This window comes from Pseudomonas sp. 30_B (genome assembly GCF_017491605.1).
Lineage (GTDB): Bacteria > Pseudomonadota > Gammaproteobacteria > Pseudomonadales > Pseudomonadaceae > Pseudomonas.
The window spans coordinates 26418-45252 of the sequence record NZ_JAFGYY010000024.1 but is presented as its reverse complement, the minus strand read 5'-3'; the positions used below and the strand labels follow the sequence as shown (position 1 = coordinate 45252).

17 protein-coding genes are annotated in these 18835 nt (G+C 65.0%); 12 read left to right on the top strand and 5 right to left on the bottom strand.

Going from position 1 to position 18835, the window contains the following annotated elements; genetic code table 11:
• Nucleotides 1-14 precede the first annotated feature (14 nt).
• From rlmN to J5M67_RS22185, 10 genes are all read left to right on the top strand, one after another.
• A complete protein-coding gene (gene rlmN / locus J5M67_RS22230) occupies nucleotides 15-1166 on the top strand; it encodes a 23S rRNA (adenine(2503)-C(2))-methyltransferase RlmN (protein WP_207887486.1) in 1152 nt (383 codons plus the stop codon).
• 16 nt (nucleotides 1167-1182) lie between these two features.
• On the top strand, nucleotides 1183-1941 hold the full coding sequence (gene pilW / locus J5M67_RS22225) for a type IV pilus biogenesis/stability protein PilW (protein WP_207887485.1): 759 nt from the start codon (nucleotides 1183-1185) through the stop codon (nucleotides 1939-1941).
• Nucleotides 1938-2969 (top strand): RodZ family helix-turn-helix domain-containing protein, encoded by a 1032-nt coding sequence (locus J5M67_RS22220; protein WP_207887484.1) that lies wholly within the window; start codon nucleotides 1938-1940, stop codon nucleotides 2967-2969. Before pilW ends, J5M67_RS22220 begins: the two co-directional genes overlap by 4 nt.
• A 1-nt stretch (nucleotide 2970) precedes the next feature.
• Nucleotides 2971-4083, top strand: coding sequence for a flavodoxin-dependent (E)-4-hydroxy-3-methylbut-2-enyl-diphosphate synthase (ispG, locus tag J5M67_RS22215; RefSeq protein ID WP_207887483.1), 1113 nt, complete (start codon nucleotides 2971-2973; stop codon nucleotides 4081-4083).
• Between the two features lie 18 nt (nucleotides 4084-4101).
• Nucleotides 4102-5391, top strand: a complete 1290-nt coding sequence (gene hisS, locus J5M67_RS22210; protein ID WP_207887482.1) for a histidine--tRNA ligase — start codon at nucleotides 4102-4104, stop codon at nucleotides 5389-5391.
• 25 nt (nucleotides 5392-5416) lie between these two features.
• Nucleotides 5417-6061: a YfgM family protein gene (locus J5M67_RS22205; RefSeq protein ID WP_207887481.1), complete on the top strand. Its 645-nt coding sequence runs from the start codon at nucleotides 5417-5419 to the stop codon at nucleotides 6059-6061.
• 1 nt (nucleotide 6062) lies between these two features.
• A complete protein-coding gene (bamB, locus tag J5M67_RS22200) occupies nucleotides 6063-7205 on the top strand; it encodes an outer membrane protein assembly factor BamB (RefSeq protein WP_207887480.1) in 1143 nt (380 codons plus the stop codon).
• Nucleotides 7206-7290: 85 nt separating this feature from the next.
• Nucleotides 7291-8778, top strand: a complete 1488-nt coding sequence (der, locus tag J5M67_RS22195; RefSeq protein WP_207887479.1) for a ribosome biogenesis GTPase Der — start codon at nucleotides 7291-7293, stop codon at nucleotides 8776-8778.
• 79 nt (nucleotides 8779-8857) lie between these two features.
• Nucleotides 8858-10006 (top strand): pyridoxal phosphate-dependent aminotransferase, encoded by a 1149-nt coding sequence (locus tag J5M67_RS22190; RefSeq protein ID WP_207887478.1) that lies wholly within the window; start codon nucleotides 8858-8860, stop codon nucleotides 10004-10006.
• Nucleotides 9994-10788 carry an amidohydrolase gene (locus J5M67_RS22185; protein WP_207887477.1) on the top strand — a complete coding sequence of 265 codons (795 nt, stop codon included), beginning with the start codon at nucleotides 9994-9996 and terminating at the stop codon, nucleotides 10786-10788. Before J5M67_RS22190 ends, J5M67_RS22185 begins: the two co-directional genes overlap by 13 nt.
• 136 nt (nucleotides 10789-10924) lie before the next feature.
• On the opposite strand, the gene J5M67_RS22180 is transcribed toward J5M67_RS22185, so the two are convergent.
• Nucleotides 10925-11878: an aldo/keto reductase gene (locus J5M67_RS22180; protein ID WP_207887476.1), complete on the bottom strand. Its 954-nt coding sequence runs from the start codon at nucleotides 11876-11878 to the stop codon at nucleotides 10925-10927.
• 349 nt (nucleotides 11879-12227) lie between these two features.
• On the opposite strand from J5M67_RS22180, the gene dapA reads away from it, so the two are divergent.
• Together dapA and J5M67_RS22170 are read left to right on the top strand one after the other, a co-directional pair.
• A complete protein-coding gene (dapA, locus tag J5M67_RS22175) occupies nucleotides 12228-13094 on the top strand; it encodes a 4-hydroxy-tetrahydrodipicolinate synthase (protein WP_207887475.1) in 867 nt (288 codons plus the stop codon).
• Between the two features lie 67 nt (nucleotides 13095-13161).
• Nucleotides 13162-13494, top strand: coding sequence for a DUF5629 family protein (locus J5M67_RS22170; protein WP_207887474.1), 333 nt, complete (start codon nucleotides 13162-13164; stop codon nucleotides 13492-13494).
• A gap of 41 nt (nucleotides 13495-13535) precedes the next feature.
• Here J5M67_RS22170 and J5M67_RS22165 read toward each other — a convergent pair whose 3' ends face one another.
• The 4 genes from J5M67_RS22165 to leuA all read right to left on the bottom strand — a co-directional run bounded on the left by J5M67_RS22165 (nucleotide 13536) and on the right by leuA (nucleotide 18713).
• Nucleotides 13536-14774: an OprD family porin gene (locus J5M67_RS22165; protein ID WP_207887473.1), complete on the bottom strand. Its 1239-nt coding sequence runs from the start codon at nucleotides 14772-14774 to the stop codon at nucleotides 13536-13538.
• A gap of 81 nt (nucleotides 14775-14855) precedes the next feature.
• A complete protein-coding gene (locus J5M67_RS22160) occupies nucleotides 14856-16226 on the bottom strand; it encodes an MFS transporter (RefSeq protein ID WP_207887472.1) in 1371 nt (456 codons plus the stop codon).
• Between the two features lie 260 nt (nucleotides 16227-16486).
• Nucleotides 16487-16969, bottom strand: a complete 483-nt coding sequence (locus J5M67_RS22155) for a hypothetical protein (protein ID WP_207887471.1) — start codon at nucleotides 16967-16969, stop codon at nucleotides 16487-16489.
• Between the two features lie 73 nt (nucleotides 16970-17042).
• On the bottom strand, nucleotides 17043-18713 hold the full coding sequence (gene leuA / locus J5M67_RS22150) for a 2-isopropylmalate synthase (RefSeq protein WP_207887470.1): 1671 nt from the start codon (nucleotides 18711-18713) through the stop codon (nucleotides 17043-17045).
• Nucleotides 18714-18835 lie beyond the last annotated feature (122 nt).

Here is an 18835-nt window from a genome sequence, read left to right as displayed (position 1 = left end):
GCGAGGGTGAATCCATGACTGCTGATACCGCTGTAAAGGCCAACCTGCTGGGTATGACCAAGCCCCAGCTCGAGGAATTCTTCGAGTCCATCGGTGAAAAGCGCTTCCGCGCCGGCCAGGTGATGCAATGGATTCACCACTTTGGCGCCGTCGATTTCGACGCCATGACGAACGTCGGCAAGGCCTTGCGCGAAAAGCTCAAGGCCGTTGCCGAAATTCGTCCCCCGGAGATCGTCAGCCAGGACATTTCCTCTGACGGTACCCGCAAGTGGGTGGTGCGCGTGGCCTCGGGCAGTTGCGTCGAGACCGTGTACATCCCGCAAGGCGGCCGCGGCACCCTGTGCGTGTCGTCCCAGGCCGGTTGCGCGCTGGACTGCAGCTTCTGCTCCACCGGCAAGCAAGGCTTCAACAGCGACCTGACCTCCGCCGAGATCATCGGCCAGGTGTGGATCGCCAACCAATCGTTCGGGACCGTCCCGGGCAAGATCGACCGTGCCATCACCAACGTGGTGATGATGGGCATGGGCGAGCCGCTGCTGAACTTCGACAACGTCGTGAGCGCCATGAGCATCATGATGGAAGACCTCGGCTACGGCATTTCCAAGCGCAAGGTGACCCTCTCCACCTCCGGCGTGGTGCCGATGATCGACAAGCTCGCCGAGGTGACCGACGTGTCCCTGGCCCTGTCGCTGCACGCACCGAACGACGAACTGCGCAACAAGCTGGTACCGATCAACAAGAAGTACCCGCTGGATATGCTGCTCGATGCCTGCTATCGCTACATCACGCGCCTGGGCAAGGAGCGCGTGCTGACCGTCGAGTACACCCTGCTGGCCAACGTCAACGACCAGCCCGAGCATGCCGAGCAACTGATCGCATTGCTCAAGGATTTCCCTTGCAAGATCAACCTGATTCCGTTTAATCCGTTCCCGCATTCGGGTTACGAGCGGCCGAGCAACAACGCCATCCGCCGTTTCCAGGACATGCTGCACAAAGGCGGCTTCAATGTAACGGTGCGTACCACCCGTGGTGACGACATCGATGCTGCCTGTGGTCAACTGGTGGGCCAGGTGATGGACCGCACCCGCCGCAGCGAACGCTATATCGCCGTCCGCCAGTTGGCGACGGAAAATGAGCAGGCGTCGAACGCCGCCGATCGAAACTGACCTGGGGAGGATTCCGATGACCCTGCGCGCCGCGCTGTTCATGCTGTTGGCAACCGTGCTGACGGGTTGCGTGACGTCTGGTAAACAGGATCCTCTGAAAACCGAAAAGGGCCGGGAAGAGGCACGTGATGCCTACGTCCAGCTGGGTATCGGCTACCTGCGCGGCGGCAATGCCGAGCAGGCCAAGGTCCCGCTGCGCCAGGCGCTGGAGCTGGACCCGTCGAGTGCCGACGCTCACGCTGCACTGGCTGCGGTCTACCAGACCGAGATGGAGCCGCAGCTGGCCGAGACCGAATACCGCAAGGCGCTTTCGTCCCGTTCGGACGATGCGCGCATCCTGAACAACTACGGCGGCTTCCTGTTCGAGCAGAAACGCTACAAGGAAGCCTACGACGTCTACATGAAGGCCGCCGAGGATGGCCTGTATCCCGAGCGTTCGCGCATCTTCGAGAACCTCGGGCTGGTCAGCCTGCAGCTCAAGCAGCGCGAGCAGGCCAAGGAATATTTCGAGAAGGCCATTCGCCTCAATCGCAATCAGCCCAGCGCGCTGATCGAGATGGCCGAACTCAATTACCAGGATCGTCAGTACGTTCCTGCGCGAGCCTACTACCAGGAATACCTCAAGCAGGGCCCGCAGACCGCGCGCAGCCTGCTGCTGGGCATTCGACTGGCGAAGATTTTCGACGACCGGGATACCGCTGCCAGCTACGGGCTGCAACTCAAGCGCCTGTATCCCGCTTCTCCTGAATACCAGGCATACCAGGCGGATAAATGATGAGTACGTCGCAGTCCGATGTCATCGGCACGACCCGCGCCAATCCTGGCGACACCCTGCGCCAGGCGCGCGAAAACAAAGGTTGGAGCGTTGCCCAGGTTGCGGGCCAGCTGAACCTGACCGAGCACTCCCTGCGTCAGTTGGAGCAGGGCTCTTTCGACCAGTTGCCGGGCCACACCTTCGCCCGTGGTTACGTCCGCGCCTACGCCAAGCTGCTGGGCATGGACCAGGGGCAGATGGTCCAGGCATTCGACCAGTACACCGGCACCGACGCCACCGGCAGCAACGTGCACAGCCTCGGCCGAGTGGTCGAGCCGGTACGCCTGTCGCGCAACCTGCTGCGCCTGTTCAGCCTGGTGCTGCTCGCCCTGCTGATCGGCTTTGGCTACTTCTGGTGGCAGGAGCGTGCTGCCCGCACCGCCGAAAGCGGCAGCCTGAACATGGAGCATGTCGAGGTCGAGAGCGCCGACGGCACCACCGAAATCCATACCCTCGACGAGCCGGAAGACCAGGCGGTTGCCGAAGATCAGGCCAACCCCTCGACAGTGCCTGCCGAACCGGCCGGTGATAACGCGGCTGCCGAGGCTCCGGCCGAGGGCACGCCGCCGGTTGCCGCCGCTCCGGCGGTTCCGGGGGCGCCTGTCGCCACCGAGACTGCTCCGGCCGCGCCCGTGCAGCAACCCGCTGCCCAGCAACCGGCCGCTCCTGTCGCGCCGGCTGCCCCGGTGGAAGCCGCGCCGGCTGCTCCGACGGCCCCGGTTGCCGCTCCGGTAGTCGCCGCCGCCGGCCAGGGCGTGGTCAAGATCCAGTTCACCGAGGACTGCTGGACCCAGGTCACCGATGCCGATGGCAAGGTCCTGTTCGGCTCGCTCAAGCGCAAGGGTGACACCTTGGAGCTGGCAGCCAAGGCTCCGGTTCAGCTGCGCCTGGGCTTTGCCCGCGGTGCGCAGGTCAGCTACAACGGCCAGCCGGTCGAAGTGACACCGGCGCGCGGCGGTACCGCGCGCCTGACGTTGGGTGGACAGTAAGATGCATTGCGAGTCTCCGATCAAACGTCGCCCGTCCCGCAAGATCTGGGTGGGTAACGTGCCGGTGGGGGGGGATGCCCCCATCGCCGTGCAGAGCATGACCAACACCGATACCCTGGATGTGGCCGCCACCGTGGCCCAGATCCGTCGCCTGGAAGACGCCGGCGCCGACATCGTGCGCGTCTCCGTGCCGGACATGGACGCCGCCGAGGCCTTCGGCAAGATCAAGCAGCAGGTCAGGGTTCCGCTGGTCGCCGACATCCACTTCGACTACAAGATCGCCCTGCGCGTAGCCGAACTGGGCGTCGACTGCCTGCGCATCAACCCGGGCAACATCGGTCGTGAAGACCGGGTGAAAGCCGTGGTGGATGCCGCCCGCGATCGCAATATTCCGATCCGGATCGGCGTCAACGCCGGTTCCCTGGAGAAGGACCTGCAGAAGAAGTACGGCGAGCCGACCCCGGAAGCCCTGCTGGAATCGGCCATGCGTCACGTGGATCACCTCCAGCGCCTGGACTTCCAGAACTTCAAGGTCAGCGTGAAGGCCTCCGACGTGTTCATGGCGGTGGCCGCCTACCGCCTGCTGGCCAAGGAAATCGAGCAACCCCTGCATTTGGGCATCACCGAAGCCGGTGGCCTGCGTTCGGGCACCGTGAAGTCCGCCGTGGGCCTGGGCATGCTGCTCGCCGAAGGCATCGGCGACACCATCCGCATCTCGCTCGCCGCCGACCCGGTGGAAGAGATCAAGGTCGGCTTCGACATCCTCAAGTCGCTGCGCCTGCGCTCCCGTGGCATCAACTTCATCGCCTGCCCGAGCTGCTCGCGGCAGAACTTCGATGTGGTGAAGACCATGAACGACCTGGAAAGCCGTCTGGAGGATCTGCTGGTTCCGCTGGACGTCGCCGTGATCGGCTGCGTGGTCAACGGCCCCGGCGAAGCCAAGGAGGCCCACATCGGCCTCACCGGCGGCACGCCGAGCAACCTGATCTACATCGACGGCAAGCCGGCGCAGAAGCTGCAGAACGAAAACCTGGTGGATGAGCTGGAACGGCTGATCCGCGAAAAAGCGGCCGAGAAGGCCGAGGCCGACGCCGCACTGATCGTGCGCGGCTGACCGCAACAAGGACCCTACGTGAGCAAGTCCCTGCAAGCCATCCGTGGCATGAATGACATCCTGCCGGAGCAGACCCCGGCCTGGCGCTATCTGGAAAGTACCTTTGCCGAGCTGCTCGATGGCTACGGCTACAAAGAAATCCGCATGCCGATCCTGGAGTTCACCGAACTCTTCGCCCGCGGCATCGGTGAAGGCACCGACGTGGTCGACAAGGAGATGTACACCTTCCTCGATCGCAACGGCGAATCCCTCACCATGCGTCCGGAAGGTACCGCTGGCTGCGTGCGCGCCGTGCTCGAACACGGTCTTTCCGGTGGTGGCCAGGTGCAGAAGCTCTGGTACACCGGCCCGATGTTCCGCTACGAGAAGCCGCAGAAGGGCCGCTACCGCCAGTTCCACCAGATCGGCGTGGAAGTCTTCAACCTGCCCGGCCCGGACATCGACGCCGAGCTGATCATCCTCACCTGGCGGCTGTGGCAGAAGCTGGGCATGGCCGATGCGGTAACCCTGCAGCTCAACACCCTGGGCTCCAGCGAAGCCCGCGCGCGCTACCGTGATGCGCTGGTCGCCTATCTCAAGGATCGCTTCGACCAGCTCGACGAAGACAGCCAGCGCCGCATGACCACCAACCCGCTGCGTATCCTCGACAGCAAGGTGGAAAGCACCCAGGCCCTGCTGGTCGGCGCGCCGACCCTGCACGACTACCTGGACGAAGAGTCGCTCGCCCACTTCGAGGGCCTGAAAGCGCGCCTGGATGCGGTCGGCCTGCGCTACGAGATCAACCAGAAACTGGTGCGCGGCCTGGACTACTACTGCCGTACCGCGTTCGAGTGGGTCACCGAGAAGCTCGGCTCCCAGGGAACCGTGTGCGGCGGGGGCCGCTACGACGGCCTGGTCAGCCAGTTCGGCGGCAAGCCGACGCCGGGCGTGGGCTTCGCCATGGGCGTCGAGCGCCTGGTGCTGCTGCTGGAGACCCTGGGCCTGGTGCCCGAGGAACTCAGCCGTCCGGCCGACCTCTACCTCTGCGCCTTCGGCGAAGCCGCCGAACTCGCCGGCCTGACTCTCGCCGAGCGCCTGCGTGACGCCATCCCCGGCGTGCGCCTGCTGGTCAATGCCGGCGGTGGCAGCTTCAAGAGCCAGTTCAAGAAGGCCGACAAGAGCGGTGCACAGTTCGCAATGATTCTGGGTGACGACGAACTGGCCAACCGCGTGGTAGGTTTCAAGCCCCTGCGTGGCGAGGGCGAACAACAGAACATCGCCTGGGACGCTCTGCCCGAGCACCTGGCAGCCTGCCTCAAGCAGGCTTGAGAACCGAGCGGATAGGAGTATTGGGGTGAGTACGCGTACCGAAGAAGAACAACTGGCGGACATCAAGGACTGGTGGCAGCGCAACGGCATGCCCCTGCTGACCGGTGCCGCTCTGGCGCTGGTGGTGGTGTTCGGCTGGCAGGCCTGGAAGAAGTACCAGAACAATCAGGCCCAAGGTGCCTCGGTGATCTACCAGGCCCTGCTGGAAACCGCCCTGAATCCCGCCGGCAAACCGGATACCGCCAAGGTCGCCGAGCTGGCCAACAAGCTGACCAGCGAATACGCCGGCACCCCGTACTCCCAGTATGGCCGCCTGTTCGTCGCCAAGGTCGCGGTGGACAGCGGCAAGCTGGACGACGCCGTTCTGGAACTCAAGGCCATCGTCGACAAGCCGGTGGACGTCACCCTCGGTGAGCTGGCTCGCCAGCGCCTGGCCCGTGTGCTGAGCGCCCAGGGCAAGGCCGAGGAAGGCCTGAAGCTGCTCGACGGCAGCGTCGACAAGGCTTACGTTGCCACTCGCGAAGAACTGCGCGGCGACCTGCTGGTCCAGCTCAAGCGTGACGACGAGGCGCGCAGCGCCTACGAGAAGGCCAAGGCCGCTCTGCCGGAAGACGCCGCCGTCGGCGCCCTGCAGATGAAGCTCGACGACCTGGCCAAGGGAGACGCCTGACATGCTGCGCTGGAAACATGCCGCGCTGCTCGCGCTGACCCTGTTGGCCGTGGGCTGCAGCAGCAACAGCAAGAAAGAACTGCCACCGGCGGAGCTCACCGATTTCAAGGAAGAGGTCCGTCTGGAGAAGCAATGGAGCCGTTCGGTCGGTGACGGCCAGGGCGAGCTGTACAACCTGCTCGAACCGGCAGTGGATGGCCAGACCATCTACGCCGCGTCCGCCGAAGGCCGGGTCATGGCGATCCAGCGCGAAAGCGGCGACGTACTGTGGAAAAAGGATCTCGACCTGCCGATTTCCGGCGCCGTTGGCGTAGGCAACGGGCTGGTCCTGCTGGGCACCATGCGGGGCGACGTGATCGTCCTGGACGCCGGCAGCGGCGAGCAGAAGTGGCGCGCCAAGGTCACCAGCGAAGTGCTGGCCGCCCCGGCCACCAACGGCGACGTGGTGGTGGTGCAGACCCAGGACGACAAACTGGTCGCCTTCGATGCTGCAACCGGCAACCAGCGTTGGCTCTATGAAGGCACCGTACCGGTGCTGACCCTGCGTGGCACTGGCGCTCCGCTGATCGATGGCCGTCTGGCGCTGGCGGGTCTCGCCAGCGGCAAGGTCGTCGCCGTGGACGTGCAGCGTGGTCTTCCGGTGTGGGAGCAGCGCGTGGCCATCCCGCAGGGCCGTTCCGAACTGGACCGCGTGGTCGATATCGACGGCGGCCTGCTGCTGGCAGATGGCGTGCTTTATGTCGCCAGCTACCAGGGCCGTGCCGCGGCGCTGGACGAGAGCACCGGCCGTGTACTCTGGCAGCGTGAAGCCTCCAGCTACGTCGGCGTTGCCGAAGGTACCGGCAGCGTGTTCATCAGCCAGGCCACCGGCACTGTGGAAAGCCTGGATTCCCGCGGCTCGTCCTCGCTGTGGAGCAACGATGCCCTGGCTCGCCGCCAGCTGTCCGCTCCGGCCGTGTTCTCGAGCAACGTGGTGGTCGGTGACCTGGAAGGCTACGTGCACCTGCTGAGCCAGGTGGACGGTCGTTTCGTGGGCCGCGAGAAGGTCGACGGCGACGGTGTACGGGTTCGCCCGCTGGTGGTCGGCAACTGGATGTACGTGTTCGGCAACAGCGGCAAGCTGGTCGCCTACACGCTCCGCTAAGCTGGGTGTTACTGCCGGCCGCTGCCGTGAAAAACGGCAGCGGCCGTCGTGTTTTCTGAAAATCTGAAATTTCCTGGAGAGCCGCATGGTTCCCGTAATAGCCCTGGTGGGCCGCCCGAACGTCGGCAAGTCCACCCTGTTCAACCGCCTGACCCGCACCCGTGACGCCATCGTCGCCGAGTACGCAGGGCTCACCCGTGACCGCCAGTACGGCGAGGCCAAGTGGCAGGGCAAGAAATTCATCGTCATCGATACCGGCGGTATCTCCGGTGACGAAGAGGGTATCGACGCCAAGATGGCCGAGCAGTCGCTGCAGGCCATCGAAGAGGCCGACGCCGTCCTGTTCATGGTCGACTCCCGCGCCGGCCTGACCGCCGCCGACGAGATGATCGCCGAGCACCTGCGCAAGAAGAACAAGCGCAGCTTCCTGGTGGCCAACAAGGTCGATACTGTCGATCCGGACATCGCCCGCGCCGAGTTCAGCCCGCTGGCGCTGGGCCACGCGATCCCGATCGCCGCCGCCCACGGCCGTGGCATCACCCAGATGCTGCAGGAAGCCCTGGGCGAGATGTTCGCGCCCGAGCCTGAGGCGCCGGAAGATAACGACCTGCCGAGCGAGCTGGAAGAGGTCGCCGAGGGCGAGGAAGCCAAGCGCATCCCCGGCCCGAGCGAGAAGGATGGCATCAAGATCGCCATCATCGGTCGCCCCAACGTCGGCAAGTCCACGCTCGTGAACCGCATGCTCGGTGAAGAGCGGGTGATCGTGTACGACCAGGCCGGCACCACCCGCGACAGCATCTATATCCCCTTCGAGCGCAACGAAGAGAAGTACACCCTGATCGACACCGCCGGCGTACGCCGCCGCGGCAAGATCTTCGAGGCGGTGGAAAAGTTCTCCGTGGTGAAGACCCTGCAGGCGATCCAGGACGCCAACGTGGTCATCTTCGTCATGGACGCCCGCGAAGGCGTGGTCGAGCATGACCTCAACCTGCTCGGCTTCGTGCTGGAGACCGGCCGCGCGCTGGTCATCGCGCTGAACAAGTGGGACGGCATGGAGTCGGCCGAGCGCGAGTACGTGAAGACCGAACTCGAACGCCGGCTGATGTTCGCCGACTTCGCCGACATCCACTTCATCTCCGCGCTGCACGGCACCGGTGTCGGCCACCTGTACAAGTCGGTGCAGGACTCCTTCCGTTCCGCCGTGACCCGCTGGCCCACCAGCAAGCTCACGCAGATCCTCGAAGACGCCATCCAGGTTCACCAGCCGCCGATGGTCAACGGCCGTCGCATCAAGCTGCGCTATGCGCACCTGGGCGGTGCAAACCCGCCGCTGATCGTGATCCATGGTAATCAGGTGGACGCGGTGCCCAAGGCCTACACGCGTTATCTGGAGAAGACCTACCGCCGTGTGCTGAAGCTGGTCGGTACGCCGATCCGCATCGAGTACAAGGGCGGCGACAACCCGTTCGAGGGCAAGAAGACCCAGCTCACCGAGCGCCAGGTCAACAAGAAGCGCCGGCTGATGTCGCACCACAAGAAGGCCGAGAAGAAGAAGAAAGACAAGCGTAAATAACGCTGTCGGACTTCAGGCGTAAGGCTGTAGGCGATAGAGTAGGGCCTCCCTCTCATCGCCCGCAGCCTGTAGTCACGCCATGCTCACCAGCAAACTGCCGAACGTCGGCACCACCATCTTCACCCGCATGTCCCAGCTCGCCGCCGAATGCAGTGCGCTGAACCTCTCCCAGGGTTTCCCCGACTTCGACAGTCCCGCGCCATTGCTCGAAGCCGTCGCCCGCCACGTGATGGCCGGGCACAACCAGTACAGCCCGATGACCGGCCTGCCGGCCCTGCGCGAACAGGTCGCTGCCAAGGTCGCCAGTTTCTATGGCCGCAAGGTCAGCGCCGATGCCGAGGTGACCATCGTCCCGGGCGCGACCGAAGGGATTTTCTGCGCGGTGCAGGCGCTGATCCGCCCGGGCGACGAGGCCATCGTCCTCGATCCCTGCTACGACAGCTACGAGCCCTCGGTGGAGCTGGCCGGCGGCCGTTGCGTGCATGTGCCGCTGAGCCTGCCGGACTTCCGCATCGACTGGCAGCGCATGGCTGACGCCATCACGCCGCGCACCCGCCTGATCTTCCTCAACAGCCCGCACAATCCCAGCGGCGCGCTGATCGACCGAGCCGACCTGGACCGCCTGGCCGCGTTGATCCGCGACCGCGAGATCTATGTCATCAGCGACGAGGTCTACGAGCACCTGATCTATGACGGCGTGCAGCATGCCAGTGTGCTGGCCCACGACGAACTGTACCCGCGCGCCTTCGTGATCAGCTCCTTCGGCAAGACCTACCACGTCACCGGCTGGAAGACTGGCTACGTAGTGGCGCCGCCGGCGCTGTCGGCGGAAATGCGCAAGATCCACCAGTATGTGAACTTCTGCGGCGTGACCCCGCTGCAGTGGGCGCTGGCCGACTTCATGGCCGCGCACCCCGAGCACCTGCACGAGCTGCCGGCCTTCTACCAGGCCAAGCGCGACCTGTTCTGCGACCTGCTGGAAAGCTCGCGCTTCCGCTTCCAGCGTGCCGCCGGCACCTACTTCCAGGTGGTCGATTACTCGGCGATTCGTCCGGACCTGGACGACGTCGCCATGTCCGAATGGCTGACCCGCGAGCACGGCGTGGCCGCCATCCCGGTCTCGGTGTTCTACCAGCAGCCCCCGGCGGACATGCGCCTGGTGCGCTTCTGCTTCGCCAAGAAAGAGGAGACGCTGCGCCAGGCGGCGGAAAGACTATGCGCGATCTGAGCCAACTGCCCGACTTGAAGCTGGCCCTGGTGCAGACCACGCTGGTCTGGCACGACGCCAGGGCCAACCGCGAGCGCTTCGACGCGCTGCTGGAAAGCGCCCGTGGTGCGGACGTGGTGATCCTGCCGGAGATGTTCACCACCGGCTTTTCCATGGACTCCGAGACGCTGGCCGAGGCGGAGGAGGGCGAGACCTACGCCTGGCTGCGTGGGCAGGCCGCGAAGCTCGACGCCGTGGTCTGCGGCAGTGTGATCATTCGCACCGCCGATGGCAGCTATCGCAACCGCTTGCTCTGGGCTCGCCCGGACGGCGAGGTGAAGCACTACGACAAGCGCCACCTGTTCCGCATGGCCGGCGAGCACAAGCACTACACACCGGGCGAGCAGCAGGTGCTGCTGGAGTGGAAGGGTTGGCGGATTCGCCCTCTGGTCTGCTACGACCTGCGCTTCCCGGTGTGGAGCCGCGATCCCCAGGACACCGACCTGCTGCTCTACACCGCCAACTGGCCGGCCGCGCGGCGCCAGCACTGGAACCGTCTGCTGCCGGCGCGGGCCATCGAAAACCTCTGCTACGTCGCGGCGGTCAACCGGGTGGGCGAAGACGGCAAGGGGCACGCCTATTCCGGCGACAGCCAGGTGCTGGACTTCCAGGGCGACAACCTGCTGGCAGCCGGCAGTGCGGACGGTGTGTTCCATGTTGCCCTGAGCGCGGCGGAGCTGGCGGCCTACCGCGAGCGCTTCCCGGCCTATCTGGATGTGGATCGGTTCGAGATCCGAAGTTAACCGGATGCCAATCGCGGACGGAGTCCGCTCCTACGAAAGCCTGATGCTGTTGTAGGAGCGAGCTTGCTCGCGAACGCTCTCACGCTTGAGCTGGGCGGTTCGCGAGCAAGCTCGCTCCTACAGGTCGCCCCGTCCTTCAATACGCGCTGGCGGCGTTCAGTCGCTGGATCGCTTCGTCACTGAGCTTCAGGTCCACCGCCGCGATCAGGTCCGGCAACTGCTCCAGCTTCGACGCACTGGCGATCGGCGCGGTGATGCTCGGCCGCGCCATCAGCCAGGCCAGGGCGACCTGCGTTGGCGTCGCGTTCAGCTCGCCGGCCACCTCTTCCAGCGCATCGATGATGGCGAAGCCGCGCGCGTTCATGAAGTTCTTCACCTTGTAGCCACGCACGCTGCTCTTGTTCAGGTCCGTCTCGCTGCGGTACTTGCCGGTGAGAAAGCCCGCCGCCAGGGAATAGAAGCTGATCACTCCGAGCCCCAGTTGCTGCACCGTCGGTTCCAGGTTGGTCTCGTAGTTGGCGCGGTCGTAGAGGTTGTAGTTGGGCTGCAGGCTCTGGTAATGCGGCAGCTTCAGGTGGTCGCAGACGGCATGCGCCTCGCGCAGGCGCCGGGCATCGAGGTTGGAGGCACCGATCACGCGCACCTTGCCGTTTTCCACCGCCTCGGCGAAGGCGCCCATGGTTTCCTCCAGGGAGGTGTGCGGATCGTCGCAGTGGGCCTGGTAGAGATCGATGTAGTCGGTCTGCAGGCGCCTGAGCGAGCGTTCCAGGGCTTGCTCGATGTACACCGCCGACAGCCCCTTGTGGCCATTGCCCATGTCCATACCGACCTTGGTGGCGATCTGCACCTGGTTGCGCTTGCCGGTCCTCTTCAGCCACTTGCCGATCAGGGTTTCCGACTCGCCGCCGACGTGTCCCTCCACCCAGCGCGAATACACGTCGGCCGTGTCGATGCAGGTGATCCCGGCGTCGACAATCGCATCCAGCAGCCGGAAGGAGGTGGCTTCGTCCGCCGACCAGCCGAACACATTGCCGCCGAACACCAGGGGTGGAATGACCAGTCCGGACTGGCCCAGTTCGCGATCGTTCATCTGTCGAGTCTCCCCCGGCTGCAAGGTGGTCGAACCAGCATAGACCCTAGGACACGGTTGACAGGCGCCTAGGACCTTGCGCAGTATCGGTGGCCTGATTTCCCACACGCCAATTGCCCATGCTTGCCAACCTCGACTCCTCGCTGCCGCTTCCGGGCTTTTCTGCCCAGGCCGGCGCATGCGTCGTGGTTGCCAAGAAATCGAAGAAACAGTCGCTCATTTGACCGGGGCGTGCTGTCCCGTCAGATGGGCTGACAGGACACAAGGCGCACGGTCTGGAACACTCCCCGCTTGATTCCCGCATCCCTCCCTGACGGCGACCAGACGGTCAGCCACAAGGAGTTTTTGCATGTCTACGTTTCGAGGAATCTGGGTGGCCCTGGCCACGCCCTTCCGTGCCGGGGAAGTCGACTTCGCCGCGCTGCACACCCTGGTCGCCCGGCTGCTGGAAGACGGCGTTGCCGGCTTCGTGGTCTGCGGTACCACCGGGGAGGCAGCGGCACTGAGCCATGAGGAGCAGCTCGCCGTCCTCGATGCCGTGTTGCAGTGGGTACCGTCGCAGCAGGTGATCATGGGACTGGCGGGCAACAACCTGCGCGAGCTGCTGGCCTTCCAGCAGGAGATCCAGCGTCGTCCGCTGGCCGGTCTGCTGGTGCCGGCTCCGTACTACATCCGGCCGTCGCAGGCGGGCCTGGAGTCGTTCTTCCAGACCGTTGCCGATGCCGCCAGTGTGCCGGTGGTGCTTTACGACATTCCCTACCGCACCGGCGTACGCATCGAGCGCGACACCCTGCGGCGCATCGTGCGCCATCCGCGCATTGCCGCGATCAAGGATTGCGGCGGCGACCTGGAGACCACCCTGGCCTTGATCGCCGATGGCCAGGTCGAGGTGCTGACGGGCGAGGACCTGCAGATCTTCAACAACCTCTGCCAGGGCGGCGCCGGGGCGATTTCCGCATCCGCCCATGTGCGTGCCGATCTCTATGTGCGGATGCAGCGTCAGGTGGAGTCGGGCGACCTGGCAGGCGCGCGGGCGACCTTCTTCCGCCTGCTGCCGTGGATCCAGGCTGCGTTCGCCGAGCCCAATCCCGCGGCGGTCAAGGCGGCGCTGGCTCTGCAAGGGCTGATCGTCGATGAGCTGCGCGAGCCGATGCAGCCCTGCGCTCCGGCCACTGTCGAGCGGCTGCGTGGTGTGCTGGCAGCACTGGCTGATTAGGAGGAGAGGAGGGCCGGCAATGGGTTTTGCTCTATGATGATGGCCTGCCCATTGCCGAGTGCCTGCCATGACCACGACTCCCTACCTGCTGGATCAGCTGGAAACCGCCGACATGCTGTTGATCGACGGTCTGCACGCCTGGCAGTTCGAGCTGAACGAGTCGCTGCTGGACCAGGCCGATGCGGCCGCCCATGCGGACCAGCCGTTCGCCAGCGCAGAGGTGGTGCTGCTGATCGAATCCATCGACGGCCGTGACCGTCGCCAGTGGGCCTTCACCTACAACGAGGTGATGGAGGCGCGCTACCAGGCCGGCGAAGAGAGTTGGGTGCTGCACTCCGGCGAGCAGGAGCACCGCCTGTGTTGCCTGGGCGCCGTGACCGCCAGCGGCGACGACGAGTAACAGACGAAAGCCCCGCCAGGGGGCTTCCGCATTTCCGGGGTTCAGAACGCCAGCGGATAGCTGGTGATGAAGCGCACCTCGTCGTAATCGCTGGAGTAGCTGCTGCGGACCGTGGAGGTGCGCATCAGGAACGACAGCGTCTTCAGCGGTCCGCTCTGGATCGTGTAGCCGATATCGCTATCGCGCTCGTACTCGTGGCCGTCGCCCTGCCCCGGCCGCGCGATGTCGGTGCCTTTGGTGTAGCGCGTCATCAGGGTCAGGCCCGGCAGGCCGAGGCTGGCGAAGTCGTAGTCGTAGCGCAGCTGGTAGGAGCGCTCCTGGGCCCAGAAGAAACCACCATTGGTGACCCAGTTGACCAGGTACGGCTGCGGGGTGTTGCCCAGCAGCATGGGGAACATGTCTTCGCCAAGCATGCGCTGGTAGGTGGCCGAGAGCGTGTGGCCGCCATGCTTCACGCCGAGCCGTGCGCCGTAGGCGCGGTTGTCGATACGCCCGGCCAGCGCCTGCCCGGATTCCTCGTTGTGGAAGTAGCTCAGGGTGCCGAGCAGCGCGGTGTTCTCGCCCACTGGTTGCTTGAAGTTGGCGCCGACGTAGTGCTGGTCGTAGATGTCCTCGAGCTGGGCGAAGTAGTAGCTGGTGGACAGGCCGGGCGTCCACTGCGCATCGACGCCGCCCAGGTTCAGCTTGTTGCTGTCCTGGCTGGCGGGGCGGGTGGCCAGGTAGAACGACTCGCGGTCGCTGGAGGCGCGGGTGCTGGTGTTCCAGAGCTGCGCGGCGGTGAACCTGAAGCGATCCGACTCCTTCGACTCCAGCATCGCGCCCTGGAAGGTCTGCGGCAGCACGCGCACATCGTCCTGGAAGATCACCGGCAGGCGCGGCTCCAGCAGGCCGACCTTCAGCGTGGTCTTCGAATAGCGCAGCTTGAGCGTGGCGCCGCCGCGGCTGAAGTCATCCACCGGCTCGCCGGTGCTGCGATCGTAGGGCAGGTTGCTGTCGTTGCTGGTGCCGGCGCCGCCGTCGAGCTTCAGGGCGTAGAAGCCGGTGAAGTCCACGCCGACGCCGATGGTGCCTTGGGTAAAGCCCGAGCTGAACCTCGCCAGCACAGCTTGCGACCAACTGCCCGCCTGGGATTGCGGAGCGTTTTCCTGGCGATAGTCGCGCAGCATGTAGAAGTTGCGCAGGGTGGTGTCCAGGCGGCTGTCGTCGATCAGGTCGGCCTGGGCGCAGAGGGGCATCAGCGCGCTGGACAGCAGCGCACCGGCAAAGCGATTACGGAACATCGTCATCTCCTGGGTGCCGTTCGCCGGGGCGCAGGGCACCACGCCGGCGAACGGGCGTACGTCTTGTCGAGGCGGGCGCGATCAGTTCGCGGCGGCGGTGCTGTCCAGCGGCATGGCTTCAGGCTGAGCCGTCTGCTCCTGGCCAAGGCTGCGGCGGAAATGCTTGCGACCGCTGCCCAGCAGCCACAGGCAGAGCAGCCCGGCGAGGGTGACGATGATGCCGATGGACGAGCCGACAGCCTTCGGGTCCTTGAAGTACTGGTCGGTGAGCAGCGCCACCAGGGTGGTGCCGACGCCCAGGCCGATCAGGTTGGAGACCAGCAGGAACAGCGCTGACACCTGCGCGCGCAGGCGATTGGGCGTCAGCACCTGCATGGCGGCCGCCGAGGTGGAGATGCAGAAGGCGCAGAAGAACATCGCGGGGCCCATCAGCAGCACCGACAGCTGCAGGCTGCCGGCGGTCACCGAGCCGATGACGAAGGGAATGGTGCAGGCGGCGCCGAGCATGCCGCTGATCATCGCGGCGTCGCTGCGTCCGCGCTTCTGCAGCATGTCCACCAGCCAGCCGGCGCAGAACACTCCGGCGGTGTTGAGCACCAGCAGGATGCCGCCAAGGATGTAGCCCACTTCCAGCGGCGTCAGGCCGTACTGGCGGATGTACATGGCCGGCGCCCAGCCCATCAGCGCGTATTGGCACATGGCGAAGAAGGAAAAACCCAGGTAGTGGCAGGTGAAGGTCGCTCGGTGACGACGCAGGAAGCGCAGGCCGTCGCCGATGCTTGCCTTGTGCTCCGGGTTCGCTACCTTGCGCGCCGGATCGCGGATGGTCAGCGCGATCAGCAGCGCCACCAGCACGCCGGGCAGGCCGACGATGAAGAAGGCGATCTGCCAGGAGCGCACCGGGCCCAGCCAGCCCAGGTCGATGGCCGGCACGTCGCGCAATGCCTCGATCACATAGCCGCCGACGAGGAAGGCCAGGCCTCCGCCGAGGAACGCGCCCATGGAGTACAGCCCCAGCGCGCGGCCGAGCTTGTCCCTGGGGAACAGGTCGGCAAGCATCGAGTAGGTCGCCGGTGTCAGCGCGGCCTCGCCGACGCCCACGCTCATACGCGCCAGGAACATCTGCAGGAAGTTTTTCGAAAGCCCGCACGCGGCGGTGGCGAAGCTCCAGAAGGCCACGCCGATGGCGATGATCTTCACCCGCGAGGAGCGGTCGGCGAGATACGCGATGGGCAGGCCCATGAAGGCGTAGAACAGCGAGAAGGCCAGCCCGCTGAGCAGGCTGAACTGGGTATCGCTGATCTGCAGGTCGGCTTTGATTGGCTCGATCATCAGCGAGAGGATCTGCCGGTCAACGAAGGAGAAGATATACGCCACCATGCACAGCACGACGACATACCAGGAATAGCGCGAAGCACGGACGGATTGCGGGTGTGGGGATTGCGGGGTCACGGTTACTGGCTCCTGAAGCGGGTGAAGGCAGATGGCCAAGCACGTCGAGCTCGTTGTTGTTGTAGGTAACCAGGCGCCTCTGTACGCAAGGCAGGGGCAGCCGAAAGTGTCTGATTGCGTGACACGTTTTTTTGTTTGCCTGCCGCTTTCACGACAGTGCACGCAAGACTAGGGAAGGGGAGGGGCGGGGGTAATCGGGGCGAGTACCAGCATTGCGGAGACTTCCCCCTAGGGTGCTAGGGGGAATCTTTAGGCGGCAGTCAAAGTTCTGCGCCGAGGACGTAGACCAGGAAGAACGAGACGGCGAGGATCGCCGCGATGACGGCAAGCAGGAACAGCAGGCTGACGCCGAACGCGCGCCAGTTCGAGCGCCACTGGCCGCCAGCAGCGTGGTGGCGCTCCACGGCAACGCCGAAGGTCTGCTTGGCGAAGTAGTACATGCCGACGACTGTGCCGACGGCGATGGGCGTGCCGGAAGTGTTTTCCGGCAGGAAGTAGCCGATCACGAAGATGGCGAGGGTCAAGCCGATGCCCATCAGCCAGATATTGCGGGATTCGTGGCGGCGGCCGAGTGCCTTGAGGTTCTGCACCATGACCCAGGCGCCGGCGACGGGCGTGCCGAAGAAGGTGGCGATCCCGACGGCGGCGAGGCGATAGAGCGGTTCGCCCGTGGCGGTGGTCGCTGCGTCCTGGAGAGTGGCAGCAGGCGTCTGGAAGGGATTGTCCTGTGGTGTGCTCGTCATGTTTTCGCTCCTTCGAAAACAGCCCCGGACGCACAAGGCGTCCGGGGCAAAGGGGACAGCAGTACTACCGGGCTTACGCAGCTTTCGCGTGGCCCAGCGTCACGGCGCGGTTCAGGGCGCTGAACAGCGCACGGAAGCTCGCGGTGGTGATGTTTTCATCGATGCCGATGCCGTGCAGCGAACGACCACCCTCTACGCGCAGTTCGATATAGGCGGCCGCGCGGGCATTGGTGCCGGCGCCGATGGCGTGCTCGTTGTAGTCCATGATCTCGACCTCGACCGGCAGCGAGGCGACCAGGGCTTCCAGGGTGCCCTTGCCCTTGCCGTGCCAGCGGTGCTGTTCGCCCTTGTGGGTGACGTCGATATCGATGGCGCAGATGCCGTTCTCTTCCTGCAGGCGGTAGCTCTTCAGGCCGAACGGGGAGACGGCTTGCAGGTACTCGTTCTGCAGCAGGTTGTAGATCTGCTCGGCGGTCATCTCCAGGCCCAGGCGATCGGTCTCGTTCTGCACGACCTGGCTGAATTCGATCTGCATGCGGCGCGGCAGGCTGATGCCGTATTCCTGTTCCAGCAGGAAGGTGATGCCACCCTTGCCGGACTGGCTGTTCACACGGATCACCGCTTCGTAGCTGCGGCCGATGTCCGCCGGGTCGATCGGCAGGTACGGCACTTCCCACACGGCGTCGTCCTTCTGCTGGGCGAAGCCCTTGCGGATGGCGTCCTGGTGGGAGCCGGAGAAGGCGGTGTGGACCAGGTCGCCGACGTACGGATGACGCGGGTGCACCGGAATCTGGTTGCACTCTTCCACCACCTTGCGCACGGCATCGATGTCGGAGAAGTCCAGCTCGGGGTCGATGCCCTGGGTGTACATGTTCAGCGCCATGGTCACCAGGCACAGGTTGCCGGTGCGCTCGCCGTTGCCGAACAGGCAGCCTTCGACGCGGTCGGCGCCGGCCATCAATGCCAGTTCGGACGCAGCCACGCCAGTACCACGGTCGTTGTGGGTGTGCAGGCTGATGATCACGCTGTCGCGCTTGTTGATCTGGCGGCCGAACCATTCGATCTGGTCGGCGTAGTTGTTCGGGGTGGCGCACTCGACGGTGGCGGGCAGGTTGAGGATCAGGCGGTTCGCCGGGGTCGGCTGGAACACGTCGATCACCGCGTTGCACACCTCGACGGCGAAGTCGGTCTCGGTGGAGCTGAAGACTTCCGGCGAGTATTCGAAGCCCCACTGGGTTTCCGGCGCGGCTTCGGCCAGGCGCTTGATAGTCTGGCCGGCGGCCACGGCGATGGCTTTGACGCCGGCCTTGTCCTGGTTGAAGACGATCTTGCGGAAGCTCGGCGCGCAGGCGTTGTAGTAGTGGACGATGGCCTTCTTCGCGCCCTTCAGGGACTCGAAGGTGCGCTCGATGAGGTCGTCGCGGGCCTGGGTCAGCACCTGGATGGTGACGTCATCGGGAATGTGGCCGCCCTCGATCAGCTCGCGCACGAAGTCGAAGTCGGTCTGCGAGGCGGACGGGAAGCCCACTTCGATTTCCTTGAGGCCGACCTGAACCAGGCACTTGAAGAAGCGCATCTTCTTCTCGGCGTCCATCGGCTCGATCAGCGACTGGTTGCCGTCGCGCAGGTCGGTGGACAGCCAGATCGGCGCCTTGTCGATGATCTTGTCCGGCCAGGTGCGGTCGGGCAGGGTGATCTGGGTGAACGGACGGTATTTCTTCGACGGATCTTTCAACATGCTCATGAGCGGAATCCTTGTACTTTCTGGCCAGCGGGCCTGCGCGAAAAAGATGAAAAGAGGTGAAACCGGGGAAGAGGGCTCAGCCACGCAGTCGCGGGCTGACCAGGCGCAGGCAGGCGTGTTGG

Excerpts from the sequence above, each read along its gene's own strand:
- bamB (WP_207887480.1), top strand. The coding sequence starts at position 6,063 with ATGCTGCGCTGGAAACATGCCGCGCTGCTCGCGCTGACCCTGTTGGCC.
- J5M67_RS22155 (WP_207887471.1), bottom strand. The coding sequence starts at position 16,969 with ATGACGAGCACACCACAGGACAATCCCTTCCAGACGCCTGCTGCCACT.
- rlmN (WP_207887486.1), top strand. The coding sequence starts at position 15 with ATGACTGCTGATACCGCTGTAAAGGCCAACCTGCTGGGTATGACCAAG.
- ispG (WP_207887483.1), top strand. The coding sequence starts at position 2,971 with ATGCATTGCGAGTCTCCGATCAAACGTCGCCCGTCCCGCAAGATCTGG.
- pilW (WP_207887485.1), top strand. The coding sequence starts at position 1,183 with ATGACCCTGCGCGCCGCGCTGTTCATGCTGTTGGCAACCGTGCTGACG.
- leuA (WP_207887470.1), bottom strand. The coding sequence starts at position 18,713 with ATGAGCATGTTGAAAGATCCGTCGAAGAAATACCGTCCGTTCACCCAG.
- J5M67_RS22180 (WP_207887476.1), bottom strand. The coding sequence starts at position 11,878 with ATGAACGATCGCGAACTGGGCCAGTCCGGACTGGTCATTCCACCCCTG.
- J5M67_RS22190 (WP_207887478.1), top strand. The coding sequence starts at position 8,858 with ATGCTCACCAGCAAACTGCCGAACGTCGGCACCACCATCTTCACCCGC.
- dapA (WP_207887475.1), top strand. The coding sequence starts at position 12,228 with ATGTCTACGTTTCGAGGAATCTGGGTGGCCCTGGCCACGCCCTTCCGT.
- J5M67_RS22165 (WP_207887473.1), bottom strand. The coding sequence starts at position 14,774 with ATGTTCCGTAATCGCTTTGCCGGTGCGCTGCTGTCCAGCGCGCTGATG.
- J5M67_RS22220 (WP_207887484.1), top strand. The coding sequence starts at position 1,938 with ATGATGAGTACGTCGCAGTCCGATGTCATCGGCACGACCCGCGCCAAT.
- der (WP_207887479.1), top strand. The coding sequence starts at position 7,291 with ATGGTTCCCGTAATAGCCCTGGTGGGCCGCCCGAACGTCGGCAAGTCC.
- J5M67_RS22185 (WP_207887477.1), top strand. The coding sequence starts at position 9,994 with ATGCGCGATCTGAGCCAACTGCCCGACTTGAAGCTGGCCCTGGTGCAG.
- J5M67_RS22170 (WP_207887474.1), top strand. The coding sequence starts at position 13,162 with ATGACCACGACTCCCTACCTGCTGGATCAGCTGGAAACCGCCGACATG.